21 protein-coding genes are annotated in these 24,383 nt (G+C 60.3%); 9 read left to right on the top strand and 12 right to left on the bottom strand.

All coding sequences use genetic code 11. The features are described from left to right. Nucleotides 1–15 precede the first annotated feature (15 nt). The 5 genes from glgC to AC13QE_RS23675 all read left to right on the top strand — a co-directional run bounded on the left by glgC (nt 16) and on the right by AC13QE_RS23675 (nt 7,096). A complete protein-coding gene (glgC, locus tag AC13QE_RS23695; RefSeq protein WP_132717553.1) occupies nt 16–1,278 on the top strand; it encodes a glucose-1-phosphate adenylyltransferase in 1,263 nt (420 codons plus the stop codon). A 3-nt stretch (nt 1,279–1,281) separates the two neighbouring features. Further along, entirely contained in the window at nt 1,282–2,724 is a 1,443-nt protein-coding gene (glgA, locus tag AC13QE_RS23690) for a glycogen synthase GlgA (protein WP_132717554.1), read from the top strand. Nucleotides 2,725–2,728: 4 nt separating this feature from the next. Further along, on the top strand, nt 2,729–4,357 hold the full coding sequence (locus tag AC13QE_RS23685) for an alpha-D-glucose phosphate-specific phosphoglucomutase (RefSeq protein ID WP_488485502.1): 1,629 nt from the start codon (nt 2,729–2,731) through the stop codon (nt 4,355–4,357). 212 nt (nt 4,358–4,569) lie between these two features. Then, nucleotides 4,570–6,540: a glycogen debranching protein GlgX gene (gene glgX / locus AC13QE_RS23680; RefSeq protein ID WP_488485501.1), complete on the top strand. Its 1,971-nt coding sequence runs from the start codon at nt 4,570–4,572 to the stop codon at nt 6,538–6,540. A 67-nt stretch (nt 6,541–6,607) separates the two neighbouring features. Continuing rightward, nucleotides 6,608–7,096 (top strand): MaoC family dehydratase, encoded by a 489-nt coding sequence (locus tag AC13QE_RS23675; RefSeq protein WP_488485528.1) that lies wholly within the window; start codon nt 6,608–6,610, stop codon nt 7,094–7,096. Here AC13QE_RS23675 and AC13QE_RS23670 read toward each other — a convergent pair. The 7 genes from AC13QE_RS23670 to AC13QE_RS23640 form a co-directional block, all read right to left on the bottom strand. Beyond that, on the bottom strand, nt 7,093–7,641 hold the full coding sequence (locus AC13QE_RS23670; RefSeq protein ID WP_132717557.1) for a sarcosine oxidase subunit gamma: 549 nt from the start codon (nt 7,639–7,641) through the stop codon (nt 7,093–7,095). The genes AC13QE_RS23675 and AC13QE_RS23670 overlap by 4 nt on opposite strands. Next, nucleotides 7,634–10,630, bottom strand: a complete 2,997-nt coding sequence (locus tag AC13QE_RS23665; RefSeq protein ID WP_488485500.1) for a sarcosine oxidase subunit alpha — start codon at nt 10,628–10,630, stop codon at nt 7,634–7,636. The genes AC13QE_RS23670 and AC13QE_RS23665 overlap by 8 nt, the downstream gene beginning before the upstream one ends. Next, complete coding sequence (locus AC13QE_RS23660; RefSeq protein ID WP_488485499.1) at nt 10,627–10,992, bottom strand: sarcosine oxidase subunit delta; 366 nt, start codon at nt 10,990–10,992, stop codon at nt 10,627–10,629. The genes AC13QE_RS23665 and AC13QE_RS23660 overlap by 4 nt, the downstream gene beginning before the upstream one ends. A 15-nt stretch (nt 10,993–11,007) precedes the next feature. Further along, complete coding sequence (locus AC13QE_RS23655; RefSeq protein WP_132717559.1) at nt 11,008–11,427, bottom strand: hypothetical protein; 420 nt, start codon at nt 11,425–11,427, stop codon at nt 11,008–11,010. After that, nucleotides 11,427–12,680, bottom strand: coding sequence for a sarcosine oxidase subunit beta family protein (locus AC13QE_RS23650; RefSeq protein WP_113230790.1), 1,254 nt, complete (start codon nt 12,678–12,680; stop codon nt 11,427–11,429). Before AC13QE_RS23650 ends, AC13QE_RS23655 begins: the two co-directional genes overlap by 1 nt. Before the next feature lie 177 nt (nt 12,681–12,857). Continuing rightward, nucleotides 12,858–13,274: a hypothetical protein gene (locus AC13QE_RS23645; RefSeq protein ID WP_488485498.1), complete on the bottom strand. Its 417-nt coding sequence runs from the start codon at nt 13,272–13,274 to the stop codon at nt 12,858–12,860. A 12-nt stretch (nt 13,275–13,286) separates the two neighbouring features. Continuing rightward, nucleotides 13,287–13,568, bottom strand: a complete 282-nt coding sequence (locus tag AC13QE_RS23640; RefSeq protein ID WP_132717562.1) for a hypothetical protein — start codon at nt 13,566–13,568, stop codon at nt 13,287–13,289. Nucleotides 13,569–13,900: 332 nt separating this feature from the next. Here AC13QE_RS23640 and rpsU point away from each other — a divergent pair, with 332 nt between their 5' ends. From rpsU to AC13QE_RS23620, 4 genes are all read left to right on the top strand, one after another. Next, nucleotides 13,901–14,113, top strand: a complete 213-nt coding sequence (gene rpsU, locus AC13QE_RS23635; protein WP_004117638.1) for a 30S ribosomal protein S21 — start codon at nt 13,901–13,903, stop codon at nt 14,111–14,113. A 144-nt stretch (nt 14,114–14,257) separates the two neighbouring features. Beyond that, a complete protein-coding gene (locus AC13QE_RS23630) occupies nt 14,258–15,127 on the top strand; it encodes a tetratricopeptide repeat protein (protein ID WP_488485497.1) in 870 nt (289 codons plus the stop codon). 166 nt (nt 15,128–15,293) lie between these two features. Beyond that, nucleotides 15,294–16,364, top strand: a complete 1,071-nt coding sequence (locus AC13QE_RS23625) for an NAD(P)/FAD-dependent oxidoreductase (protein WP_488485496.1) — start codon at nt 15,294–15,296, stop codon at nt 16,362–16,364. Nucleotides 16,365–16,615: 251 nt separating this feature from the next. After that, entirely contained in the window at nt 16,616–18,271 is a 1,656-nt protein-coding gene (locus tag AC13QE_RS23620) for a sensor histidine kinase (RefSeq protein WP_132717565.1), read from the top strand. A gap of 137 nt (nt 18,272–18,408) precedes the next feature. Here AC13QE_RS23620 and AC13QE_RS23615 read toward each other — a convergent pair whose 3' ends face one another. From AC13QE_RS23615 to AC13QE_RS23595, 5 genes are all read right to left on the bottom strand, one after another. Further along, the gene (locus AC13QE_RS23615; RefSeq protein WP_488485527.1) at nt 18,409–19,803 is read right to left on the bottom strand and encodes an NAD(P)(+) transhydrogenase (Re/Si-specific) subunit beta; all 1,395 of its coding nucleotides are present in this window, start codon (nt 19,801–19,803) and stop codon (nt 18,409–18,411) included. Nucleotides 19,804–19,813: 10 nt separating this feature from the next. Continuing rightward, a complete protein-coding gene (locus AC13QE_RS23610; RefSeq protein ID WP_112400689.1) occupies nt 19,814–20,212 on the bottom strand; it encodes a proton-translocating transhydrogenase family protein in 399 nt (132 codons plus the stop codon). 1 nt (nt 20,213) lies between these two features. Further along, entirely contained in the window at nt 20,214–21,377 is a 1,164-nt protein-coding gene (locus AC13QE_RS23605) for a Re/Si-specific NAD(P)(+) transhydrogenase subunit alpha (RefSeq protein WP_488485495.1), read from the bottom strand. 110 nt (nt 21,378–21,487) lie between these two features. Further along, nucleotides 21,488–21,712 carry an aa3-type cytochrome c oxidase subunit IV gene (locus AC13QE_RS23600; protein WP_041677669.1) on the bottom strand — a complete coding sequence of 75 codons (225 nt, stop codon included), beginning with the start codon at nt 21,710–21,712 and terminating at the stop codon, nt 21,488–21,490. Nucleotides 21,713–21,943: 231 nt separating this feature from the next. Next, nucleotides 21,944–24,259 carry a putative bifunctional diguanylate cyclase/phosphodiesterase gene (locus AC13QE_RS23595; protein ID WP_488485494.1) on the bottom strand — a complete coding sequence of 772 codons (2,316 nt, stop codon included), beginning with the start codon at nt 24,257–24,259 and terminating at the stop codon, nt 21,944–21,946. Nucleotides 24,260–24,383 lie beyond the last annotated feature (124 nt).

Below are 24,383 nucleotides of genomic sequence, written 5' to 3'. Positions count from 1 at the left end.
ACAGGGAGGAATAAAATGGTAGAAAAACGTTTCCAGCCGTTGGCGCGCGATGCCATGGCCTACGTTCTTGCCGGCGGACGAGGCAGCCGCCTGAAAGAACTGACCGACCGCCGTGCCAAGCCAGCCGTCTATTTCGGCGGCAAGACCCGGATCATCGATTTTGCGCTGTCAAACGCGCTCAATTCCGGCATCCGCCGCATCGGCGTCGCGACGCAGTATAAAGCGCACTCGCTGATCCGCCACATGCAGCGCGGCTGGAACTTCTTCCGCCCAGAGCGAAACGAAAGCTTCGATATCCTGCCGGCCTCGCAGCGCGTCTCAGAAACGCAATGGTATGAAGGCACCGCGGACGCCGTCTACCAGAACATCGACATCATCGAGCCTTACGGTCCGGAATATATGGTCATCCTCGCAGGCGACCATATTTACAAGATGGACTACGAATGGATGCTGCAGCAGCACGTCGATTCCGGTGCAGACGTCACCATCGGCTGCCTGGAAGTGCCGCGCATGGAGGCCGTCGGCTTCGGCGTCATGCATGTCGATGACAAGGACCGGATCATAGATTTCGTCGAGAAGCCGGCCGATCCGCCGGGCATCCCCGGCAATCCCGATTTCGCGCTCGCCTCTATGGGCATATACGTCTTCCACACGAAATTCCTGATCGAATGCCTGAAGCGCGATGCGGCCGACCCTAATTCCAGCCGCGACTTCGGCAAAGACATCATCCCCTACATCGTCAAGAACGGCAAAGCCGTGGCCCACCGCTTCGCCCAATCCTGCGTCCGCTCCGATTTCGAGCGCGAAGCATACTGGCGCGATGTCGGCACGATCGATGCCTATTGGCAGGCCAATATCGACCTGACCGCCGTGGTGCCGGAACTCGACATCTACGACAAATCCTGGCCGATCTGGACTTATGCGGAAATCAGCCCGCCGGCCAAATTCGTCCATGACGATGAAGACCGCCGCGGTTCGGCAGTTTCCTCCGTCGTTGCCGGCGATTGCATCATTTCCGGTGCCAGCCTCTACAACAGCCTGCTCTTTACCGGCGTGCGCGCCAATTCCTACTCCAAGCTGGAAGGTGCGGTCGTGTTGCCGAGCGTCAAGGTTGGCCGCCGGGCACAACTCAAGAATGTCGTCATCGACCATGGCGTGACCATTCCCGAAGGTCTGGTGGTCGGTGAAGATCCGGAACTGGATGCCAAACGCTGGCGCCGCACGGAAAGCGGCATCTGCCTCATTACCCAATCGATGATCGACAAGCTGGATCTGTAACCTATGAAGGTTCTCTCGGTTTCGTCCGAAGTCTTCCCCTTGATCAAGACAGGGGGTCTGGCCGATGTGGTCGGCGCCCTGCCTATTGCACTGAAGCCCTATGGCGTCGAAACCAAGACCCTCATCCCAGGCTATCCTGCGGTCATGAAAGCCATTCGCGATCCGGTTACCCGTCTGGAGCTTCCGGATCTTCTTGGCGAGGCAGCCACCATTCTAGAAGTCGAGCACGCGGGCATTTCCTTCCTCGTGCTCGACGCACCGGCCTATTATAGCCGCACCGGCGGCCCCTATGTCGATGCGACGGGCAAGGACTACCCAGATAATTGGCGGCGCTTCGCGGCGCTATCTCTCGCCGGTGCCGAGATTGCCGCCGGCCTCTTGCCCGGCTGGCGGCCGGATCTCGTTCATGCGCATGATTGGCAGTCGGCGCTGGTGCCGGTCTATATGCGCTATTATCCGACGCCGGAATTGCCGAGCGTTCTCACCATCCATAACATCGCATTCCAGGGCCAGTTCGGCGCCGATATCTTCCCCGGCCTTCGTCTGCCGGCACATGCTTTCTCGGTGGAAGGCATCGAATATTACGGCGATGTCGGCTTCCTGAAAGGCGGGCTGCAGACGGCACATGCCCTGACCACCGTCAGCCCTTCCTATGCCGAGGAAATCCTGACCCCGGAATTCGGCATGGGCCTCGAAGGTGTCATCGCCAGCAAGGCCTACAATCTCTACGGCATCGTCAACGGCATCGACGACGACATCTGGAATCCGGCGACCGATCCGATGATCGCGCAGACCTATAGCGCGGCGACGCTGAAGGATCGCGCCATCAACCGCCATCGGGTCGTCGAGCATTTCGGCCTCGACGAGGATGATGGTCCGATCTTCTGCGTCGTCAGCCGCCTCACCTGGCAGAAGGGCATGGATATTCTGGCAGAGGTTGCGAGCGAGATCGTCCACATGGGCGGCAAGCTCGCAATTCTCGGCGCAGGCGACGCGGCGCTGGAGGGGGCGCTCTTTGCCGCAGCCGGTCGTCATCGCGGCCGTGTCGGCGTTTCGGCCGGCTACAACGAGCCCATGTCGCATCTGATGCAGGCCGGCTGTGACGCGATTATCATCCCCTCGCGTTTCGAACCCTGTGGTCTCACGCAGCTTTATGGCTTACGCTATGGCTGCCTGCCGATCGTTGCGCGAACGGGCGGGCTGAACGATACGATTATCGACGCCAACCACGCCGCGCTGCAGGCAAAAGTCGCGACCGGCATTCAATTTTCACCCGTCACCGCGGAGGGGCTGTTGCAGGCCATGCGCCGCGCGATGCACCTCTTCCAGGATCGAAAGGTCTGGACGCAGATGCAAAAGCAGGGCATGAAATCCGACGTATCCTGGGGCAGGAGCGCAGAACGCTATGTCGCTCTCTACTCCAGTCTAGTCTCGAGAGGCGCTTAACCCGATGATTAAAACCGTACCGACCACCCCCTACACGGATCAGAAACCCGGCACTTCGGGCTTGCGAAAGAAGGTTCCCGTATTCCAGCAGCCGAACTACGCGGAAAACTTCATCCAGTCGATTTTCGATTCGCTCGAAGGCTATCAGGGCAAGTGCCTGGTCATCGGCGGCGACGGCCGCTACTACAATCGCGAAGTCATCCAGAAGGCCATCAAAATGGCCGCTGCGAACGGTTTCGGCAAGGTGATGGTCGGTAAAGGCGGCATCCTCTCGACGCCCGCAGCCTCCAATATCATCCGCAAATACAAAGCGTTCGGCGGCATTATCCTGTCGGCCAGCCACAATCCCGGTGGTCCGACCGAAGACTTCGGCATCAAATACAACATCAGCAATGGCGGCCCAGCGCCCGAAAAGATCACCGACGCCATCTATGAGCGCTCCAAGGTGATCGACAGCTACAAGATCGCCGACTTCCCGGACATCAACCTCGACCGCATTGCCCGCGAGGATGTCGGCGGCATGATCGTCTCGGTCATCGACCCCGTCGAAGACTATGCGACTCTCATGGAGGAGCTGTTTGATTTCGGCGCCATCCGCAACCTGATCAGCCTCGGCTTCCGCCTGAGCTTCGACGCGATGAGTGCCGTCACCGGCCCCTATGCCAAGGAAATCTTCGAGATCCGCCTCGGCGCCCCGGACGGATCGGTGCGCAACTTCCTGCCGCTGCCGGATTTCGGCGGTCATCACCCGGACCCGAACCTTGTCTACTGCAAGGAGCTCTACGACGACATGATGAGCGACGATGCGCCCGATTTCGGCGCAGCATCGGACGGCGACGGCGACCGCAATCTCATCATCGGCAAGGGCATCTACGTCACCCCGTCCGACAGCCTGGCGATCCTGGCGGCCAACGCCAACCTCGCTCCCGGCTATTCGCATGGCATTGCCGGCATCGCCCGTTCGATGCCAACAAGCGGCGCGGCCGATCGCGTTGCCGAAAAACGCGGCGTCGGCATCTACGAAACGCCGACCGGCTGGAAGTTCTTCGGCAATCTGCTCGACGCGGGCATGGCAACGATCTGTGGCGAGGAAAGCTCCGGCACCGGCTCGAACCACGTTCGCGAAAAGGATGGCCTCTGGGCCGTGCTGCTCTGGCTGAACATCCTGGCCGTACGCGGCGAGAGCGTCATCGATATCGTGACGCAGCATTGGGCCACCTATGGCCGCAACTATTATTCCCGCCACGACTATGAAGGCGTCGACACAGACGCTGCCAACGGCCTGATTGCAGCGCTGCGCGAAAAGCTGCCGACCCTACCGGGCACGAAAATCGGCGATCTCACCGTTTCCGCCGCCGACGACTTCGCGTACCACGACCCGGTCGACAAGTCGGTCAGCCAGCATCAGGGCATCCGCATCCTCTTCGAAGGCGGCTCCCGCGTGGTCTTCCGCCTCTCCGGCACCGGCACCACCGGCGCCACGCTGCGCGTCTATATCGAGCGCTACGAGCCCGATCCGACCCGTCACAATATCGAGACCCAGGAAGCGCTGGCCGATCTCATCACGGCTGCCCAGGAAATCGCCGACATCAAGGGCCGCACCGGCCGTGACGCGCCGACTGTGATCACTTGAGTTTTAGGTTTTAAGCTCCTTCTCCCCGCAATGCGGGGAGAAGGTGGCCAGGAGCAGCTGAACGAAGTGAAGCAGCGACTGGTCGGATGAGGGGCCTTCTCGAAATTCACCGCGACTGCATAATATGCCGAACGCTCTGCCCCTCACCCTAGCCTTCTCCCGGCAGGCGGGGAGAGGGAACAATCTCCAGCGATCCGGAAAGCCCGCGAGACATGTCAGAACCGACAACCCGCAGCCTTGGCGCGACCCTCACCGACTCGGGTGTTGAATTTGCCGTCTATTCCAGGCATGCCGAGCAAATAGACCTCTGTCTGTTCGACGGTGAGGGCCACAAGGAAATCGCGCGGCTTCCGCTCGCACGCGACGGCGACGAGCATCGACTCTTTGTTAGAGATGCCGGGGAAGGCACGCGCTACGGCCTGCGAGCCCATGGTTCATACGATCCCGACCAAGGCCTGTGGTTCGACCCCTCCAAACTGCTGGTTGACCCCTACGCCAAGGAAATAGACGGGCCGTTTCGTTATGATCCGCGCCTCGGTATCTTCGGTGCGAACACGCAGGATCTGATGCCCAAGGCGATCGTCTCGCGCGATATCGCGGTAAAGCGAGCCAAGCCTTTGTTTCAGCCGGGCGGCCTGATCTATGAAATCGCCGTGAAGCCCTTCACCATGCTGCATCCCGACGTGCCGGCGATGCAGCGCGGCACGCTCGGCGCCCTCGCCCATCCCTCCATCATCGCGCATCTCAAGCGCCTGCAGGTGAACGCCGTCGAGTTGATGCCGATCACCGCATGGATCGACGAACGACATCTGCCGCCGCTCGGCCTCACCAATGGCTGGGGTTACAATCCCGTCGCCTTCATGGCGCTCGACCCGCGTCTTGTGCCCGGCGGCATGAAGGAATTGCGTGAGACGGTCGCTGCCCTTCACGCCGAAGGCATCGCGGTCATCCTCGATCTCGTCTTCAATCATACCGGCGAGAGCGACCGCCAGGGCCCGACGCTATCCCTGCGCGGCATCGACAATCCCACTTATTTCCGCCATTTGCCGGACCAGCCCGGAACGCTGGTCAACGATACCGGCACGGGAAACACCGTCGCCTGCGATCAGCCGGCAACGCGCAACCTCATCATCGACAGCCTCAGCCATTTTGTGCGGAATGCCGGCATCGACGGCTTCCGCTTCGATCTCGCCACCGTGCTAGGACGCAACGGCAAGGGCTTCGATCCGGAAAGCATGACGCTCCGCACCATGCTGGCGGACGAAGTGCTGCAGGATCGCATCATGATCGCCGAACCCTGGGACATCGGCCCCGGGGGCTATCAGCTCGGGAATTTCCCAGCACCTTTCCTCGAATGGAACGACCGCGCCCGCGACGACCTGCGCCGCTTCTGGCGCGGCAATGCCGGCATCGGCGATCTGGCAACGATCCTTGCCGGCTCCTCCTCCATCTTCGGTCGCGACGGGCGCACGCAGACGCGCAGCGTCAACTTCCTCGCCGCCCATGACGGCTTCACGCTGATGGATCTCGTTTCCTACGAGAACAAGCACAATGAGGCCAATGGCGAAAACAATCGCGACGGCCACAACGAAAACTTCTCCTGGAACAACGGCGTCGAAGGAAAAACGGACGATCAGGCGATCCAATCCAAGCGCCGCGCCGATATCGAAGCCATGCTGTCGACACTCTTTGCCGCGCGTGGCACGATCATGCTGACCGCGGGCGATGAAGGCGGACGCAGCCAGCAGGGCAACAACAATGCCTATTGCCAGGACAATGCCATCACCTGGGTGGACTGGAAGCTGCTGGACGAGGAACTGATCGGCCATACCGCCTGGCTTGCCGGCCTCCGCCGCCGCTTCACGGCCTTTGGGGACATGAATTTCTTCCGCGGCGATGGCGACGTGCTTTGGTTCTCAAGCGCAGGGACGCCGATGACGGTACCGGATTGGGAGGCGCCGGGAGCGGCCGTGCTCGGCATGGCGCTACAGACAGCGGATCGTGCGACGGACCGCTCGACGCGGCTCGCCCTGGTCTTCAATCGCGCCGCAGACGAACGCGCCGTTACATTGCCGGTTTCCGAAAGCGGCGGCTGGTCCCAGCTGACGACGACAGGCGAAACCCTAGCCGGCGGGCAAATCACCATATCCGCCCGCTCCGTCGCATTCCTTCTGGAAAACTGATCGCGGTTGCACTTTCAGTCTCGATTCGCCAGAAAGAGTTTTGACGACACAGACTGACGAGGATGGCATGCCCGGCGAAATTTCGCTTGTTGAGATCATGAAGCTTGCGGGAACGGAGATCGGCGTCTCCGACTGGATTGCCGTCGACCAGACGATGATCGACACCTTTGCCGATGCGACGCTCGATCACCAATTCATCCACGTCGATCCCGAGCGCGCCAAGGCGGAAACGCCCTATGGCGGCACGATTGCCCACGGCTTCCTGACACTTTCGCTGCTCTCGGCAATGAACTACAGCGCTCTGCCAAAAATCCGCGAACAGATCATGGGCATCAACTACGGCTTCGAAAAGATCCGCTTCATGTCGCCGGTCAAGTGCGGAGCGCGGGTGCGCGGCCGTTTTACGCTCGCCGAAGCCCGGCTGCGCGGCGCCAATATGCTGATGCTGACCTATGACGTGACTGTCGAGATCGAAAACGAACGTAAGCCGGCGTTGACTGCGACATGGACGACCATATCGCAGTTTGACCCGAAGGATCGGCCCGAAGAGGGTTAAAGACCCGCATCCTCCGCACCTTCGGCGAGAAGGCCGAAAGCATAGTCGGAGAAGGAGCGCCAGACCTCGACGCGGAATGTCTCCTCGTCGAGCCGCAAGATCACCACTTCCGCCTTGCCGAGCAGCGTGCGCGAGCAAGCGCCGACGGGGAATGCGCTCAGCGAAACATCCTGCGGGCAGCCGGCGGCAAGCGTTGCTTCCGCGCCGGGACCGGAGATGATGACCGCGGTATTGCGATGTGAGACATCGGTCGCCGAATGCAGCACGCCGGACGATGCAGCCACGCCGACCAGCTCGGCACCGTTTTCATCGATAACGAGCCATTCGTCCGGACCGAGCCACAGGGCATGACGGCCATTGGCACTGGCCGAGGTCTTCGGGCGGATCGGCAGCTGAAGGCCGAGTGCCTGCGAAAGACCATGGACTGAATCCGCAGGCGCGCGCAGCGAAATACGGCTTGCAGGAGCGGCTGGCGTCAGCCGGACGGTCGAGGAACCGCCGTGGCGGCCGGCGAGCGGCAGTTTGCGGGTAGCGAGATCAGCCATTGATCCGGCCTCCTTCCTTGTCAAAGAACACCAGATCCGTCACCTCGACGGCAATCGTCTTGTCGGGCATCGGCACATAGAGCGTCTTGCCCATGCGCTCACGCCCGCCGGCGACCAGCGCGAAGGCGATGGAGCGGCCGAGATTTTCGGACCAATAGGAAGAGGTGACATGGCCGAGCATGGTCATCGGTTTCGGCTCATTCGGATCGGCAACGATCTGTGCGCCCTCCTCCAGCACCACCTTCGGATCGCGGGTGACGAGACCGACGAGCTGCTTGCGGCCTTCCTTGACCAGATCCTGCCGTTTCAGGCCGCGAATACCGACGAAATCGGTCTTCTTCTTGGAAACGGCCCAGGCAAGGCCGGCATCGTCAGGTGTCACCGTACCGTCGGTATCTTGGCCGACGATGATATAGCCCTTCTCGGCGCGCAGCACGTGCATGGTCTCTGTTCCGTAGGCGCAGGCGCCCAGCGGCTCAGCACGAGCCCAGACGGCTTCCCAAACCGACTGGCCGTAATCGGCCGGCACGTTGATTTCGTAGCCGACTTCACCGGTGAAGGAGACGCGGAACAGCCGGGCCGGCACGCCACAGACCTTGCACTCGGCCACGCTCATATGCGGGAAGGCCTCGTTGGAAAGATCCTGGCCCTCGACGAGTGGCTCGATGATCTCGCGTGCCTTCGGACCCTGCACGGCGATAACAGCCCATTGCTCGGTGGTCGAGGTCAGCCACACCTTCAGGTGCGGGAATTCGGTCTGCAGATAGTCTTCCATATGATGCAGCACGCGCGGCGCGCCGCCCGTCGTGGTCGTCACATGGAAGCGATCCTCGGCAAGGCGCCCGACGACGCCATCGTCATAGACGAAGCCGTCCTCGCGGGTCATGATGCCGTAGCGGCAGCGGCCGGGCTTCAGCGTATCCCAGGCGTTGGTGTAGAGGAGGTTTAGGAATTCCGCCGCATCCGGCCCGACCACTTCGATCTTGCCGAGGGTGGAGGCATCGAACACGCCGGCCACTTCGCGCGCCGTACGGCATTCGCGATTGACGGCCTGATGCATGGTCTCGCCGGCACGCGGATAGAACCAGGCGCGCTTCCAATTGCCGACATCCTCGAAGATCGCGCCATGCGCCTCTTCCCAGGCATGCATCGGCGTCTTGCGGGCGGGATCAAAGAGAGCCCCGCGCGAATGGCTGATCAGCGTGCCGTAGGTAACGGGCGTATAGGGCGCGCGGAAGGTGGTGAGACCGACCTGCGGAATATCCTTGCCGAGCATTTCGGCAGCGATCGCCAGGCCATGCATGTTGGATAGTTTGCCCTGGTCGGACGCCATGCCGTTGGTGGTGAAGCGCTTGATGTGCTCGATTGAATGCATGCCTTCGCGCACGGCAAGACGAATATCCTTGGCGCAGACATCGTGCTGGAAATCAACGAAAGCCTTGGCATTCGTATCCGGTCCCGCACCTTCGGCAGCACCGATCATGCCGCCTGTCCATTCGAAGGCCTGCTCGGCCTGGAGCTGAATCTTCTCACCACCATTGGTGCTGCCCGTGGCACGTGCCATCAGCTCACCGGCGGCAAGCGATTCCTCGATCGCGGCTTGCAGCCCATCCGTGCCGTTGCAGGCGCCGACCGAAAGGCAATCCTGAACATAGGTACCCGGCAGGAAGCGCTGCTTCTCGGTATCGAATTTCAGCTTGCCGCGCGATTGCGAAAAGAGATGAACGGAGGGCGTCCAGCCCGCCGAAACCAGCAACGCATCCACCGGGATCTTGCGGGTTGCGGAGCTGCCGTTGCGCGAGACGGTCATGGAGGCGACGCGCAGCTTGCCTGATGTATCGACGACGGCATAGTCGGTCAGCACCTCGATGCCGAGCCGCTTTGCTTCGGCGAGAACCGCCTCGCCGGGACGCGCACGGCTGTCGACGATGACAGCGATGGAAACGCCGGCGCGCTTCAGATCGAAGGCGGCCTCATAGGCCGAATCATGCGCCGTGTAGATGCCGATCTTCGCTCCGACGGCGACGCCATAGTGGTTGAGATAGGCACGCGCAGCCGAAGCGAGCATGATGCCCGGACGATCATTGTTCGGAAACACCATGTGCCGTTCGATCGCGCCTGTCGCCAGGATGGCGCGCTTGGCACGGACCTGCCATAGGCGCTCGCGCGGCAAGTCGCGGCCGGGTTTGGCCAGATGGTCGGTCACGCGTTCGGCAAGGCCGAAGAAATTATGGTTGTAATAGCCGAAGGCGGTCGTGCGGGTCAGCACCTGGACATTCGGCATCGCCTTGAGCTTGGCGACGGTAGCCTGCGCCCACTCGTACCCTTCGGCGCCATCGATCTTGATGCCGGTATCGAAGCGGAGCGCGCCGCCGACATCCGGCTGTTCGTCACAGAGGATGACCTTGGCGCCGGTTTCAGCCGCCGCGAGCGCCGCGGAAAGACCGGCGACACCGGCACCGACGACAAGAACGTCGCAATGGGCGTAACGGCCGGCATAGTGATCCGGATCCTCTTCCGTCGGCGCAACACCGAGACCGGCGGCACGGCGGATGAAGGGCTCGTAAATATGCTTCCAGGCCGACTTCGGCCACATGAAGGTCTTGTAGTAGAAGCCGGCGGCAAAGAAGGGCGACATCAGATTGTTGACGCCACCGATATCGAAGGCGAGCGACGGCCAGCGGTTCTGCGACTGAGCCTTCATGCCGTCGAAAACTTCCTGCACGCTGGCACGTACGTTCGGCTGTCGCCGCGCCGCATCGCGCGCGATATCGAGCAGTGCGTTCGGCTCTTCGGCTCCAGCCGAGAGGATACCGCGCGGGCGGTGATACTTGAAGGACCTGCCGACGAGATGAACGCCGTTGGCAAGCAGCGCCGAGGCGACGGTATCGCCCTCAAGCGCGGTATAGGTCTTGCCGTCAAAAGTGAAGCGAGCGGTTCTGGCCGGCGTCAAACGCCCCTTGCCCGCGATACGATTGGCGCCGCTCATTCAGCAAATCCCTCTGTTGGTGCCATCTTTTCTTGTTCGTTCTGTTGCTGCGTCACCGGTTCGGCCGCGCCGGGCTTGAGTGTCGCCGGATCCGGCTTCGGTTCACCGGCCTTGTAGGTTCGGTAGAAATGATCGCTCACCGTATCGCGCGCCGCATTGAAGAAGCGGCCGCAGCCATGGATGTGCCGCCAGCGCTCGAAGATCAGCCCCTTCGGGTTGTCGCGCAGGAAGAAATATTCCTCGAATTCTTCGTCCGAGATCCCGGCAATATTGGCCGGCCGCACGATATGCGCGTCGCCGGCGTTGCGGAATTCGAGTTCCGAACGCTCTTCCTCGCAATAGGGGCAGTAAATCAGCAGCATTGTTTTCTACCTGTGTTAAAGCTCGGAGCCTGTAAGGCTTGTGCCGGGAGGCTGCGCGCAAAGCTGCCGCCCCATGATGACGAAAGGTGTTATGCGCTTCAGCAGCGCCTCCAGCGATCCATAGGGCTTCAGCACATTGGTCATCCCCAGATTGACGAGGCTCATGCCCAGCAGATCGGTGTCGATCGCAAATGCCCTGGTGGCCTCGGGCGTCTGGTCTGGCACGAAATAAACCGCCGGCGTGTTCAAGACCTTGGCGCAGGCAATCACACCGCTTTCGGCCACGAAGGGCCAGTCGGCCTCATCCTTTGCCTTGTGGATCACCTGCATGCGAAAATCCTTGACCCCCGGAATAAGATCGCTGACTTCGGTCGCGACCGCTCCGACCGGCAGGGAAAGCCCTGCGGCAAGAACGATCCCGACCGCGGCCGACATCAGTGTGCCACGGCGGCTGCCGCCGCCTCATCGATCAGACGGCCAGTGCGGAAGCGATCCAGCGTCAGGCCGGCATTGAACTTATGCGGCTCGTCGCGGGCAATCAGATGGGCAAAAAGATTGGCCGAACCCGGTGTCGCCTTGAAACCACCGGTGCCCCAGCCGCAATTCACATAGAGCCCGGGTACCGGCGTCTTCGACTGGATTGCCGAACGATCCGGCGTATTGTCGACGATGCCGCCCCAGGAGCGCATCATCTTCACGCGACGGAACATCGGGAACAGTTCGCAAATCGCATCCAGCGTATGGGTGATGATCTGCAGGCCGCCGGTCTGGCTGTATGAATTATACTGATCCGTGCCGGCGCCGATGACGAGCTCGCCCTTGTCGGACTGCGAGATATAGGCATGCACCGTGTTCGACATGACGACGCAGGGGAAGATCGGCTTCAGCGGCTCGGAGACCAACGCCTGCAGCGGGCTCGATTGCAGCGGCACGCGCACGCCGGCCATCTGCATGACGACGGTGGTGTGGCCGGCTGCGGAAACGCCGACCTTCTTGGCACCGATGAAGCCCTTGCTCGTGTCGACGCCGGTGACGCGGCCATCAGGCCCGCGGCGAATGCCGGTCACTTCGCAATTCTGGATGATGTGCACGCCGCGATCGGAAGCGGCGCGCGCAAAGCCCCAAGCGACCGCATCGTGACGCGCCGTGCCGCCGCGACGCTGCAGGGCGGCACCGTTGATCGGATAGCGCGCCGTCTTCGAAATATCGAGCGGCGGGCAATATGCCTTGGCTTGCTCGGGCGTCAGCCATTCATTGTCGATGCCATACAGACGATTGGCATGGATATGCCGCTTGAAGGACTGCTGATCATGCACATTGTGCGACAGCATCATCACGCCGCGCGGCGAATACATGACATTGTAATTGAGATCCTGAGACAGCCCTTCCCAGAGCTTCATCGAATGCTCGTAGATGTGCATGCTCTCTTCATAGAGATAGTTCGAGCGGATGATGGTCGTGTTGCGGCCGGTATTGCCGCCGCCGAGCCAGCCCTTTTCGATCACCGCGACATTGGTGATGCCGTGCTCCTTGGCGAGATAGTAGGCCGCACCCAGGCCATGACCGCCGGCGCCGACGATGATGACGTCATACTCCTTGCGCGGCTCCGGCGAGGTCCATTGAGCCTCCCAGCCCTTGTGAGCCCGCATCGCTTCCCGTGCCACGGCAAAAACCGAGTATTTACGCATTCGCCCTCAACTCCTTCAGGCAAGACGCCCATCTTTATGGGGCATACAAATCGCAAATCCAAAACCGACACAACGGCTCTTTTGCGACGCATTCAGCACCGTCTTTCGACACGGTTAAAAAGAATGACCCAATGACAACGTCGAGCTTGTTAAACACCAGCGTATATGTGGCAAACTTCACGCTGGCTTAGACATAAACCACGGTGTTGCGTCACGCGTAAAAAGAAGACACGCGGCCAGTAGATAAAACGATGTCGATAGGATCAGAAAAACGAGTTCCAATGTTGTACCTTCGGGATTGCCTTTGAAGGCGATGAAGCCGAAGGAAAAACCGATTACAAACATCATGGCGAATTGCGCGGCAAGCGTCATCCAGCGTGCCCAGTTGGTGCGCTTGCGAACAACCAGCCAAACCCAAAAAATTTGAATGCAAAGGAACGCGATTTGCAAAAGGGTAAAGGCAAGCGGCGCTTCGGCAAAATGTTTGCTCGTCCTATCCCAATTCACCATCTGATTTATAAAAATGATCGCCATAGCGGCATATGTGAGCCGTTCGGAATATCGAACGCTGCTCGGCATTGTCTTATCACTCATGAACCCCCACCTCTACTTGCGCTGCAGGCGACAAATCTTCACCCGACCACCATGGCCGTCGCGGCGCCAGACGCATCCTTCCCTGCGCGGCTTCTGGTTGTAAAGATAGATTTTCGCACGGTGCTTGCGGTCGAAAGTCTGGTTCGAGAAATCGTTGCCACCGACCCGAACATTCTTGCCGAAGCGCACCTCACTGGCTCCGGCGGGCAAGAACGTTACAGCCAGAACGACAGCGACAAGCATTGCAGTGAGCACGGGCGCTACAAACCCTGCTGTGAGACTACGTGAATTCATAAAGTGCTCCCCTCTGCAATCGGCAACCATGGAATCATGGCTACCGCCTCTTTCGCAATGATCCACATCATGAAGTTCCACGCAGGCGGCGTCGCGTCAAAAATGCGCAGTTTCAAGCCCACATCCTGTAGCCGAAACGCCGTAACCAACTCAATTCAGCCCTCGACAACTAGCTTTTTCCTCTGCAAACTCACGATCTGGCTAGACTTTGACAAACCGATCTGCTATCCCGCCTCCCAATCGCAAGGCTGTGGCCGCGCGAACGTTATATTTTTGCCTCCTGGCGCTGCCGTCGCCGCTGGCATCAACCAAACCAAAGGAACGTGATTCTCGTGCAGGTACTTGTCCGCGATAACAATGTCGACCAGGCTCTCCGCGCTCTCAAGAAGAAGATGCAGCGCGAAGGTATTTTCCGCGAAATGAAGATGCGCGACTACTATGAAAAGCCGTCGCAGAAGCGTGCTCGCGAGAAGGCTGAAGCTGTTCGTCGCGTTCGCAAGCTTGCTCGCAAGCGCGCTCAGCGCGAAGGCCTTGTTGCCAAGTAATCGCCGTTTTTTCGACGTTTTCAGATGCATGTGTGGCGGGGGCGAGTCGTTCGCCGCCGCCTTTTTGATTTATTCTCTACGCAAATCGGATTAAATCAGAACAGCCTGATATGACGCATGGGGAAAGCGAACCCGATAATGGCAATGACGACTTCCGTAAAGTTCCGCACTTCGAACCTCTCTTTACCCGTTTCGAAGTGCGCCGCGGTGCTGCCTGCTTTGGCGATACTTGCCGCGATCAGCCTTTCCGGCTGCCAGACGGCTACGACCGATAATGTGATCCAGATCGACAAGGCGCAGGGTTCGTCCGAAAATATCGCCTCGCTGACATCTGTCATCAATGCCAATCCGCAGGATCCGGAAGGCTACAATGTGCGCGGCACAGCCTATGGCCGTGGCGGCGATTTCAATCGCGCTCTTGCCGACTTCAATCAGGCGATCCAGCTCAATCCGAAGTTCTACCAGGCCTATGCCAACCGCGCGCTCATCTATCGCAACATGGGCAAGCTGCCGGAAGCGGTCGCGGACTATAATGCGGCGCTGCAGATCAACTCGAACTACGACGTCGCCTATATCGGCCGCGGCAACCTCTACCGTCAGTCCGGCCGCGACAACGACGCCTTCAACGATTATTCGAAGGCCATCAGCCTCGGGACGACGGACGGCCGCGCCTATAACGGCCGTGGCGTGATCTACCAGAAGCGCAATCAGCAGGATAAGGCGATCGACGATTTCTCCAAGGCGATCTCGCTGTCGCCGAACTCGCCGGAGCCTTACAACAGCCGCGGCATCTCCTATCTTGCGCAGAACGACGACGACAACGCGTTTGCCGATTTCAACCATGCGATCGAGCTGAACAACAAACTCGCCGAATCCTGGGCAAACCAGGCATTCGTCTATGAGCGAAAAGGCGACAAGGCGAAGGCCCGCCGCTCCTATCAGCATGCGGTCAATCTCGATCCCAACTATCAGCCGGCCAGAGACGGTCTGGCACGTGTCGGCGCCGGCGCCTGACACGGGGCATATCGCAGTAAAGATATCCAGCCGCCGGCAATCCCTGCCCGGCGGCTTTTCTTTGCCCTGGTCTTCGATTTTGCGCATGTCGTTATCGCAAAACCGCTGCACACTTTTGCGCGACATGCTGTAGTCTCGGGCTCATCCGTTCAAGCGAGACAAAGACATGCCCTCCCCGCAGAAAATCATCGTCATCGGCGCCGGCATCATCGGGGCTTCCATCGCCTGGCATCTGAGCCGGAGGGACGCATCGGTAACGGTGGTCGCACAGAAGATCGGCGGCGTTGCCACCCCGAACTCCTTCGCCTGGATCAATGCCAGCTGGGGCAATCCGGAATTCTACTTCCGTGTCCGGCACCGTTCGATGGCCGAGTGGTCGAGACTGAAGGCAGATCTGCCTGACATCCCTCTATCCTGGTGCGGCGGCCTCAGCTGGGATCTTCCCGAGCCGGAGTTGGATGCCTATGCGGCGCAGCACCATGGCTGGGGCTATGGCATACAGCCGGTCAACCGGGCGACGAGTGCGATGCTCGAACCGAATCTGGCCAATCCGCCCGACTATGCTCTGCACGTCGCGGAAGAAGGCGCGGTCGAACCCGTTGCCGCCGCCAACCTGCTGCTGGAAGATGCCCGCCGTCGGGGAGCGATCCTATCATCCAGTGTCGAAGTCAAAGGTCTGCTGAGGCAGGGCGAGCGGATCGTCGGCATCGAAACAAGCGAAGGGCCGATGCACGCCGATCATGTCGTTCTGGCTGCCGGTGCAGGCACGGCAGCACTTGCCGCCTCGGCGGATATTCTCGTACCGCTTGAAACACCTCCGGGGCTCATCGTCCATTCTCGACCCGTAGGGAAAATGTTGAATGGTTTGGTGATGGCGCCGGAACTGCATCTGCGCCAAACGGCAGAAGGACGAATCATAGCCGGCGGCGACTTCGGCGGCACCGATCCCGGCGATAATCCTCAAGCGGCTGCCGACGCGCTCTTCGCCAAGGTCAGAGCAACATTGAAAGGCGGCGAGGCGCTGGAGCTCGATTTCCACACCGTCGGTTATCGCCCGACGCCGAAGGACGGCCTACCGATCCTCGGCAATATCGGTGGGGCACCCGGCCTCTACCTCGCAGTTCTGCATTCCGGCGTTACGCTCGCACCGCTCGTCGGCCTGCTCGCGGCGCAGGAAATCGTCGATGGCAGCGAAGCGCGCGAGCTTGCGCCGTTCCGGCTCTCTCGCTTTTCCTAGCTTGAGAATGAGGCGGTCAGCGCAACTGCAGGGATGCGTTGCCACAGTCGTAAATACCCGAGATCGCTTACGATTTCGCAATAATGACTTTTCAGATGTTGCAAGGAAAATTACCGAGCCCTAACATGGCGCTTCTGGAGCATGTCGCTCGGATCGGGGCACGGGGGCGCTTGGCATGATGACCAATACCATTCTATTTGCGTTTGCCGGCGCGTCGTATCCTCATCGAGGCACGATCGGTTGATCGCTTCATGAGAAAGCCGCATTTTCCGAAAGCGTCGATTGGTGCCTATCTGATCGCAATCGCTCTGGCGATTGCCTTGCCCATTCTCGCCTTCGTCGCGCTGCTTCTGGTTCAGCTCGAAAATAATGAGCGCGATGTGCTGAAGGGGGATACCGTTCAGGATGCGCAGGCGCTTTCGCGCGTCATCGATCGCCAATTGCAGGACATGGCGACGACATTGCGTCTCCTGTCTTCCTCGCCGGAACTCGAACGCAACGACATTGCCACCTTCTTCGCCCGCACGGAAACGGTCCTGCGCACCGATTCGCTCTTCGTGCTGCTCATGGAAAAGGATGGCCAGCTTCGGCTGAATACCCGCTGGCCGTTTGGAAAACCGCTCGGCAAGACCGGTAACATTGCAGCGCTGCAATCGGCGCTGAACTCCGGCCGCATCGAGGCATCCGACGTCTTCATGGGAACCAACGCCCGCCGCTGGGTCTATAACGTCACCCTGCCCCTCGAACATTCGCCAGCCGGCGCCGCTTTAGCTGTCACCCAGGATGCCGACGAGCTCGCCAAGCTCGTGACGACGCAAGCCCTGCCGCCCGGCTGGTCCGCAGCGGTTGTCGATAAATCCGGCCATGTCGTTGCCGCTGGCGGCCCGACGACCCTTGCTCCGGGAGACACGTTCAACAAGGATATTCTGCCGAAACTGATCGCATCCAGCGGTGTCTACCAGGATGAAAAGACCCTCCCGAATGCGGTGCTCGGCTATGCGCAAATCTCCGGCTGGTCCTGGAAGGCCGTCGTCTGGGGACCGATCGCGTCCGCGCAGCAGTCGCTGATGAGCACCTGGCGATTCCTGATCTATGGCGGGGTGACGCTGCTGCTGATCGCGCTGATCGCCGTCTATGCGCTGGCGCGCCAGGTGCGCACGACCATCCAGAGCATAGCCGACATGGCAGACCGCATGGGTCGAGGCGAAATCGTGTCGCCCGTTGACACCAGCGTTATCGAGGCAAACCAGGTGGCCATTGCGCTTTCCAACGCATCCTTCGACCGCAGCGTCACGGAGGATCGGCTGCATTTCGTCATGCACGAGCTTGTCCATCGCACCAAGAATCTGTTGGCACTCGCCCAGGCGATGACACGCCAGCTCGCACGGCAGACGGATAGCGTCGATACCTTCCAGCGAGCGGTCGCCGACCGCCTGGAAGGCCTGGCACGCTCGATCGAGGTCCTGACCAGCGAACAATGGTCCGGCGTGTCGCTGCGCCGCGTGATCGACATTCATCTAGCGACCTTCCTGCAGGGACCTCAGCAGCTCGACGTCCTCGGCAACGACTTCCTCTTGAAGCCGGAGGCGGTGCAGAATCTCGGCCTGATCCTGCACGAGCTTGCCACCAATTCGGTCAAATATGGCGCGCTTTCCGCACCGGACGGCAAGATCACCATCGAATGGACGAACGAAGTCGCTGAAACCGGCACCATGATCCGCTTCGCCTGGAGCGAAACCGGCGGTCCCAAAGTCAAACCGCCCAGCGTGACCGGCTTCGGCACCACCGTCACGAAAACGCATGCCGCGGCATCCTTCAGCGGCCATGTCGAGGTCGATTTCCGTCCGGCCGGACTTGTCTGGATACTGACTGCACCGCGCAACATGATGGAGCGTCAAAGGACCTAAGAGCAGTTCCAGCAAAAGTGCGAAGCGGTTTTGCGTCCGGAACTGCGTAAAAACAAGAAGATAGAGCGTTTTCGCGATTCGAAGAAAAGCAGAGTTGCTCTAAGAGCGGAAACCGCCCTTGCGGGTGCAGCGGCAGCCTACTCGTTCATTGCCTTGACGATGTCCTCGGTCACCTTCTTGGCGTCGCCCAGAAGCATCATCGTGCCATCCTTATAGAACAGCGTGTTGTCGATGCCGGCATAGCCGGAGCCCAGCGAACGCTTGACGAAAAGGCAGGTCTTCGCCTTGTCGACATCGAGGATCGGCATGCCGTAGATCGGCGAGGTCTTATCGTCGCGCGCCGCCGGATTGGTGACGTCGTTGGCGCCGATGACGTAGGCGACATCGGCCTGAGCGAATTCCGAATTGATGTCCTCGAGCTCGAAGACTTCATCATAGGGCACGTTGGCTTCGGCGAGCAGCACATTCATATGGCCCGGCATGCGGCCGGCAACGGGATGAATGGCATATTTGACCTCGACGCCATGTGCCTTCAGCCTGTCAGCCATTTCGCGCAGCGCATGCTGGGCCTGCGCCACCGCCATGCCGTAGCCGGGCACGATGATGACCTTGGAGGCATTCGCCATCAGATAGGCGGCATCCTCGGCCGAGCCGAGCTTCACGGTCTTGTCGGAATTATTAGCTTCGCCCGAGGCCGTCTCACCGCCGAAACCACCGAGAATGACAGAGATGAAGGAGCGGTTCATGCCCTTGCACATGATGTAGGACAGGATCGCACCCGAGGATCCGACAAGCGCGCCGGTGATGATGAGCGCGAGATTACCGAGCGTGAAGCCGATGCCGGCCGCGGCCCAGCCAGAATAGGAGTTCAGCATCGACACGACGACGGGCATATCGGCGCCGCCGATCGGCACGATCAAAAGTACGCCCAGCGCCAGCGACAGCAGCACGACAGCCCAGAAAGCGAAATGGCTCTCGCTCGCCGCCAGGCTGATGATGAAGAACACGATGAGTACGAGCAGAGCAGCATTGATGACATGCCGGTTCGGCAGCAGGATCGGCTTGCCGGACATGCGCCCGTCGAGTTTCAGGAAGGCGATGATCGAACCGGTGAAGGTGAGCGCGCCGATCGCTACACCGATCGCCATCTCGATGCGAGCCTCGGTGTGAATGTACCCGATCTCGCCGATACCGAAGGAGGATGGCGTATAGAGCGCCGAAGCGGCGACGAGGACAGCCGCAAGACCGACCAGCGAATGGAAACCTGCCACGAGCTGCGGCATCGAGGTCATCGGAATGACGCGCGCGATATAGGCACCCGCTCCGCCGCCGATGGCAAGGCCAAGGATGATCAGCACGAAGCCGCCGAAGGATGGCGTCGCCAGCACTAGCGTGGTGGCGATGGCAATGCCCATGCCGATCATGCCGTAGAGATTGCCGCGCCGGCTGGTGGCCGGATGCGACAGGCCGCGCAGCGCCAGGATGAAGAGCACACCGGAGACGAGATAGAGGAAAGCCGCGATATTGCTCAGCATGCCGCTCTCACTTGTCCTTCTTCTTGTACATCGCCAGCATGCGCTGGGTGACAAGGAAGCCGCCGACGATATTGACCGAAACGAGAACCAGCGCCACGAAACCGAAGCCGGTGGCGAGACCGCTCGCGGAGATGCCCACGGCCAGCAGCGCACCGACGACGATGACCGAGGAGATGGCGTTCGTCACCGCCATCAGCGGCGTATGCAGGGCCGGCGTCACCGACCATACGACATAGTAGCCGACGAAGATCGCCAGCACGAAAATCGCGAACTGGAAGACGAAGGGATCGATTGCCCCACCTGTTGCCGCGCTCACAGTCTCCGGGGCCTGCGCTGCAGCGGTCGTGACGGCGTTAACGGCATCATGCAGTTGCTGCAGTGCCTGGTCCATCGCTTGACTGGCCATCTCAGAGATCTCCCTTCTTGATCGTCGGCTGGTCGGGATCGACGAAGTTCGGGTTCACGACCTCGCCGCCATCGGTCAGCATCGTCGCCTTGATCAGTTCATCGGTCCGGTTGACGGCGAGGCTCTTCGTATCCTTGTCGACCATCGTCTCCAGAAAGGCCACGAGGTTCTTCGCATAGAGAGCCGATGCGCTGGCCGCGATCCGGCCGGCCATGTTGGGATAGCCGACCACCCGGACGCCTTCGACCTCGGCGACCTTGCCATACTCGGCGCCCTCGATATTGCCACCGCGCTCGACCGCGAGATCGACGGCAACCGCACCTGGGCGCATCGCCTTCAGCATGTCGCGGCTGATGAGGCGCGGCGCCGGCCGGCCGGGGATCAGCGCCGTGGTGATGATAATGTCCTGTTTGGCGATATGATCGGCAACGAGAGCAGCCTGCTTGGCTTGATACTCCTTCGACATTTCCTTGGCATAGCCGCCGGCGGTCTCCGCCGCCTTGAATTCCTCGTCCTCGACGGCAATGAATTTTGCTCCGAGCGAGGCGACCTGTTCCTTCGCAGCCGGACGAACATCGGTCGCCGAGACCTGTGCGCCGAGACGCCGCGCGGTCGCGATCGCCTGCAGGCCGGCAACCCCTGCCCCCATGACGAACACTTTCGCCGCCGGCACCGTCCCCGCCGCCGTCATCATCATCGGCAGCGCCCGATCATAGACGGCTGCGGCCTCGATGACGGCTTGATAGCCGGCGAGGTTTGCTTGCGACGACAGGACGTCCATCGACTGCGCACGGGTGATGCGCGGCATCAACTCCATGGCGAAACCCGTCAACCCCGCGCGCGCCATCGCGGCAAGCGCTGCCTCATTGCCATAGGGATCCATGATAGCGATAATGATCGCGCCGCTCTTGTAGCCGGCGATTTCTCTGGTCGTCGGCCGCCGGACCTTGAGCACGACATCCGCCGCCTTGGCATCCTTGACGGAGCCGATGCGGGCTCCGGCAGCTTCATATTCGGCATCCGGGACGCGCGACAAAACACCCGCACCAGCCTCGATCACGACATCGAAACCGAGGCTCCTCATCTTCTTTACCGTCTCGACGGACGCCGCAACACGCGTCTCCTCCGCCACGCTTTCCTTGGCCACGAAAACCAGATTGCTCAACGACGACACCTCGCATCAGACGGCGCCGCTCCTGCATGCGGCGGCGCTGTAGCCTGCAGAATCATGGGAAAGCGCGGGAGATCGGCCCGCCATCTGTCAGCGCTGTTATATCAGCGCAACAGGACGACGCTGGCGATGGTCAGAACGATGAATATCAGGACGCCGCCGAGAAAGCCGGCATGACCGAAGAAACCGGCCGCCATGGCGATCAATAGGGCCGCAACGATCGCAGACCCAACTTTGGCGCCCGAGATGAAAAGATTGTAGGTCTTCTCATGCTCCTTGTAGTCCATGGGAGCACCCACTTCAGCAGGTCCAGTGTGATGTTCGGCCATTCAGAAATCTCCCCTCAATCCTCTCCCCAGACAGACGATCTAGACTGCCGGCCGGAGTTCATCCTCAAAAGGTGCAATATCTTATAAGAGAGATACCGCAACCAATTTTCCTCTACCGAGGCGTTACACAAAGCGAGGAAAAATGCAATGCACGAGAAGGTCGCAGGTGGTGCGGGCCGATCGAATTGCCGGAGGATTCCAAATGCCAGGGGACTGCAGCGCCGCCGCCAACTATCGGACGGTCTCGGGCGAGAAGAGCCTGCCGGCTCCCAGCTGCCGTCTATCGAGGCTGGCGACCTTCTCGGCGACTTGCTCTGGGGCTATCGGAGGGGAAAATACATAGCCCTGGATGATATCCGCCAAGTTCCGCTCGACGACCAATGCCAGTTGCTCCAGCGTCTCGACACCTTCGATCACGACATGCAGGCTGAGGGCGCGGGAAAGATCGACGATGCCGCATAGCAGCTTGAAACGGCGGCTGTCCGTCGTGATGTCGCGAACGAAAGACCGGTCGATCTTCACGACATCCACCGGCAGCGTATCGAGGTAACTGAGGCTGGAAAATCCCGTTCCGAAATCGTCGATCGCAATCGTGATACCCCTAGCGCGGAAATCCGCGAGAATGGAGCGGACGGTTGCTACCTCGTCCATCAGGCAGCTTTCGGTAACTTCGAGATGCAGGCGGGAGGGCTCAAGTCCCGACGTCTCGAGCGCCGCGATCACGATTTTGACAATCTCGTCATTGCGCAGATCCTGCGCCGAGAGATTGACTGAAACGGCGAGTGGCGCAGGCCATGAAACGCAATCGCGGCAAGCACGATCGACCATGAAGCGGGTGATGCCGGCAACGATGCCCATCTCCTCGGCAAGCTGCACGAAGAGATCAGGCGGAATTGAGCCCTTTTCCGGGTGAATCCAGCGCGCGAGCGCCTCGCAGCATTCGATGCGCGAGCCATCCGGCGTGTACATCGGTTGGTAGACGGCTTGAAGCCTGCCGGCCTCCACCGCCTCGCGCAGGTCGTCCTTCAGCGTCTGCCGCTCGACATAGCGTGCGTCCATCTCCTGCTCGAAAGCGCTGCAGCCGCCCTTCATCCGTGATTTTGCCTCGAAGAGCGCGAGATCGACCTTGATCTGCCACTCCTCTGGGCGAAATTCCCGGCCTGGCATGGTCATATACCCGCCACTGACGGAAACCCGAAAGCTGCTGTCCTCCGCATCATAGGTGCCGGCCATTGCCGCATGCAGGGCGCGGATGCGGCCATCGATATCCGGAACATCGTCCTCATTCGGAAAGAATAGCACGAATTGATCGCCGACGAGACGAGCGACAAGCGCTGTCGTGCCGGCAAGCGCTTTCAAACGCTCGGCTACGGCAACCAGCAGACGGTCCCCGGCAACATGCCCCTTGATATCGTTGACGTGTTTGAAATCGTCGATATCCAGAACAAGGATGCCGATGCGGCTTTCCCGGTTGCGCGCAGCCAGCCTTTCCTTGATCTGGTCCACGAAATATTCACGGTTCGGTAGCCCGGTCAAAGGGTCGTACCGCACCATATGCAGGATCTTGCGTTCAGCGCGAATACGCACCGTCACGTCTTCAAAGATCAGAATGACGATCCCATCGGCACGCCGGCTCGCCGAAAATTCCAGAAACTGATCCTCATTGAATTGAATGAGAGTTCGGGAAAGCGTGCCGCTGACGAGTTGGGCCAACTGCCGCTGAATGAGCCCGGGAAGCGATCCGTCGATGAAGGCGTGACGGGCGCCATAACGTAGAACGACGTCGAATTCGCAGTCCTTGAGCCGCTGCGGATCAGCGAAATTTAGGAGCTCGCAGGCTTTGCGATTGACGACCAGAATCCGGTTTTGGGCGTCCAGCATGAACAGCCCGTGGGGCATGTTGTTGAGCGCGGTGTCGAACCTGTCGGCCATCAACGATATCTCGCGGGAGGCGACAATGTTCCTGTAGAGGAATTCGCGCATGCCATTTGCCATCGCACGCGTCGTCAGCCCGAACGGGATGAGCATGAGGGAGGCGATTCCCTTGTAGAGTTCCTGCGACAACAGGCAGGCGATGACAATCGGCACGCAGCAGGCCAGAATCTGAAGATCGACCGCACGAGGTGAGCCGTAGTTACGGCCGACGATCGACACCATGGACCCCATGGTGACGGCGACGCAGATGAATTCCGCCAGCGGATCGCGCAGGATGAGGATGGCATAGCCGCTTCCGATGCCAAGAATGGCGGCGGTGGCCGCGGCGCCGACAACATAGCGCGTTTCCCAGCTGGCTATATCGGCGCGCGTAAAGCCATTCTTGTCGGCTGCGTCGAACTGCCGGAAAAAATTGATCCGTAAGCCGAAGACGACGGCAAACGCCACGCAAAAGGCCAGATAGATGCCGGCATCTGTGCTCAGAAAAACGAGGACATATATGAGGATATGAACGAATACGCCTGTAACGAGCGTTTTCCGGTTTCCGAAAAGCGAACTGACAAACGACAGATAAATATCCGTCGGCACGGTGTCCGGGCTTGGAGGCTTCATTCAGACTTCCCCTGATGCGGCGGACACCGTAGTGGAAACCCTTTAAAATTTACTTGCCCGAACTGAGCCCGTCTGGAAAGATTTTTCACTCAAAGCGGCAGTTTAAATGGAAGCTCGACTGTGT

The sequence above is a fragment of the Martinezella sp. CNPSo 3957 genome, assembly GCF_057784395.1.
The sequence above is the reverse complement of the archived record's forward strand: the minus strand, read 5'-3'. Positions and strand labels throughout refer to the sequence as shown.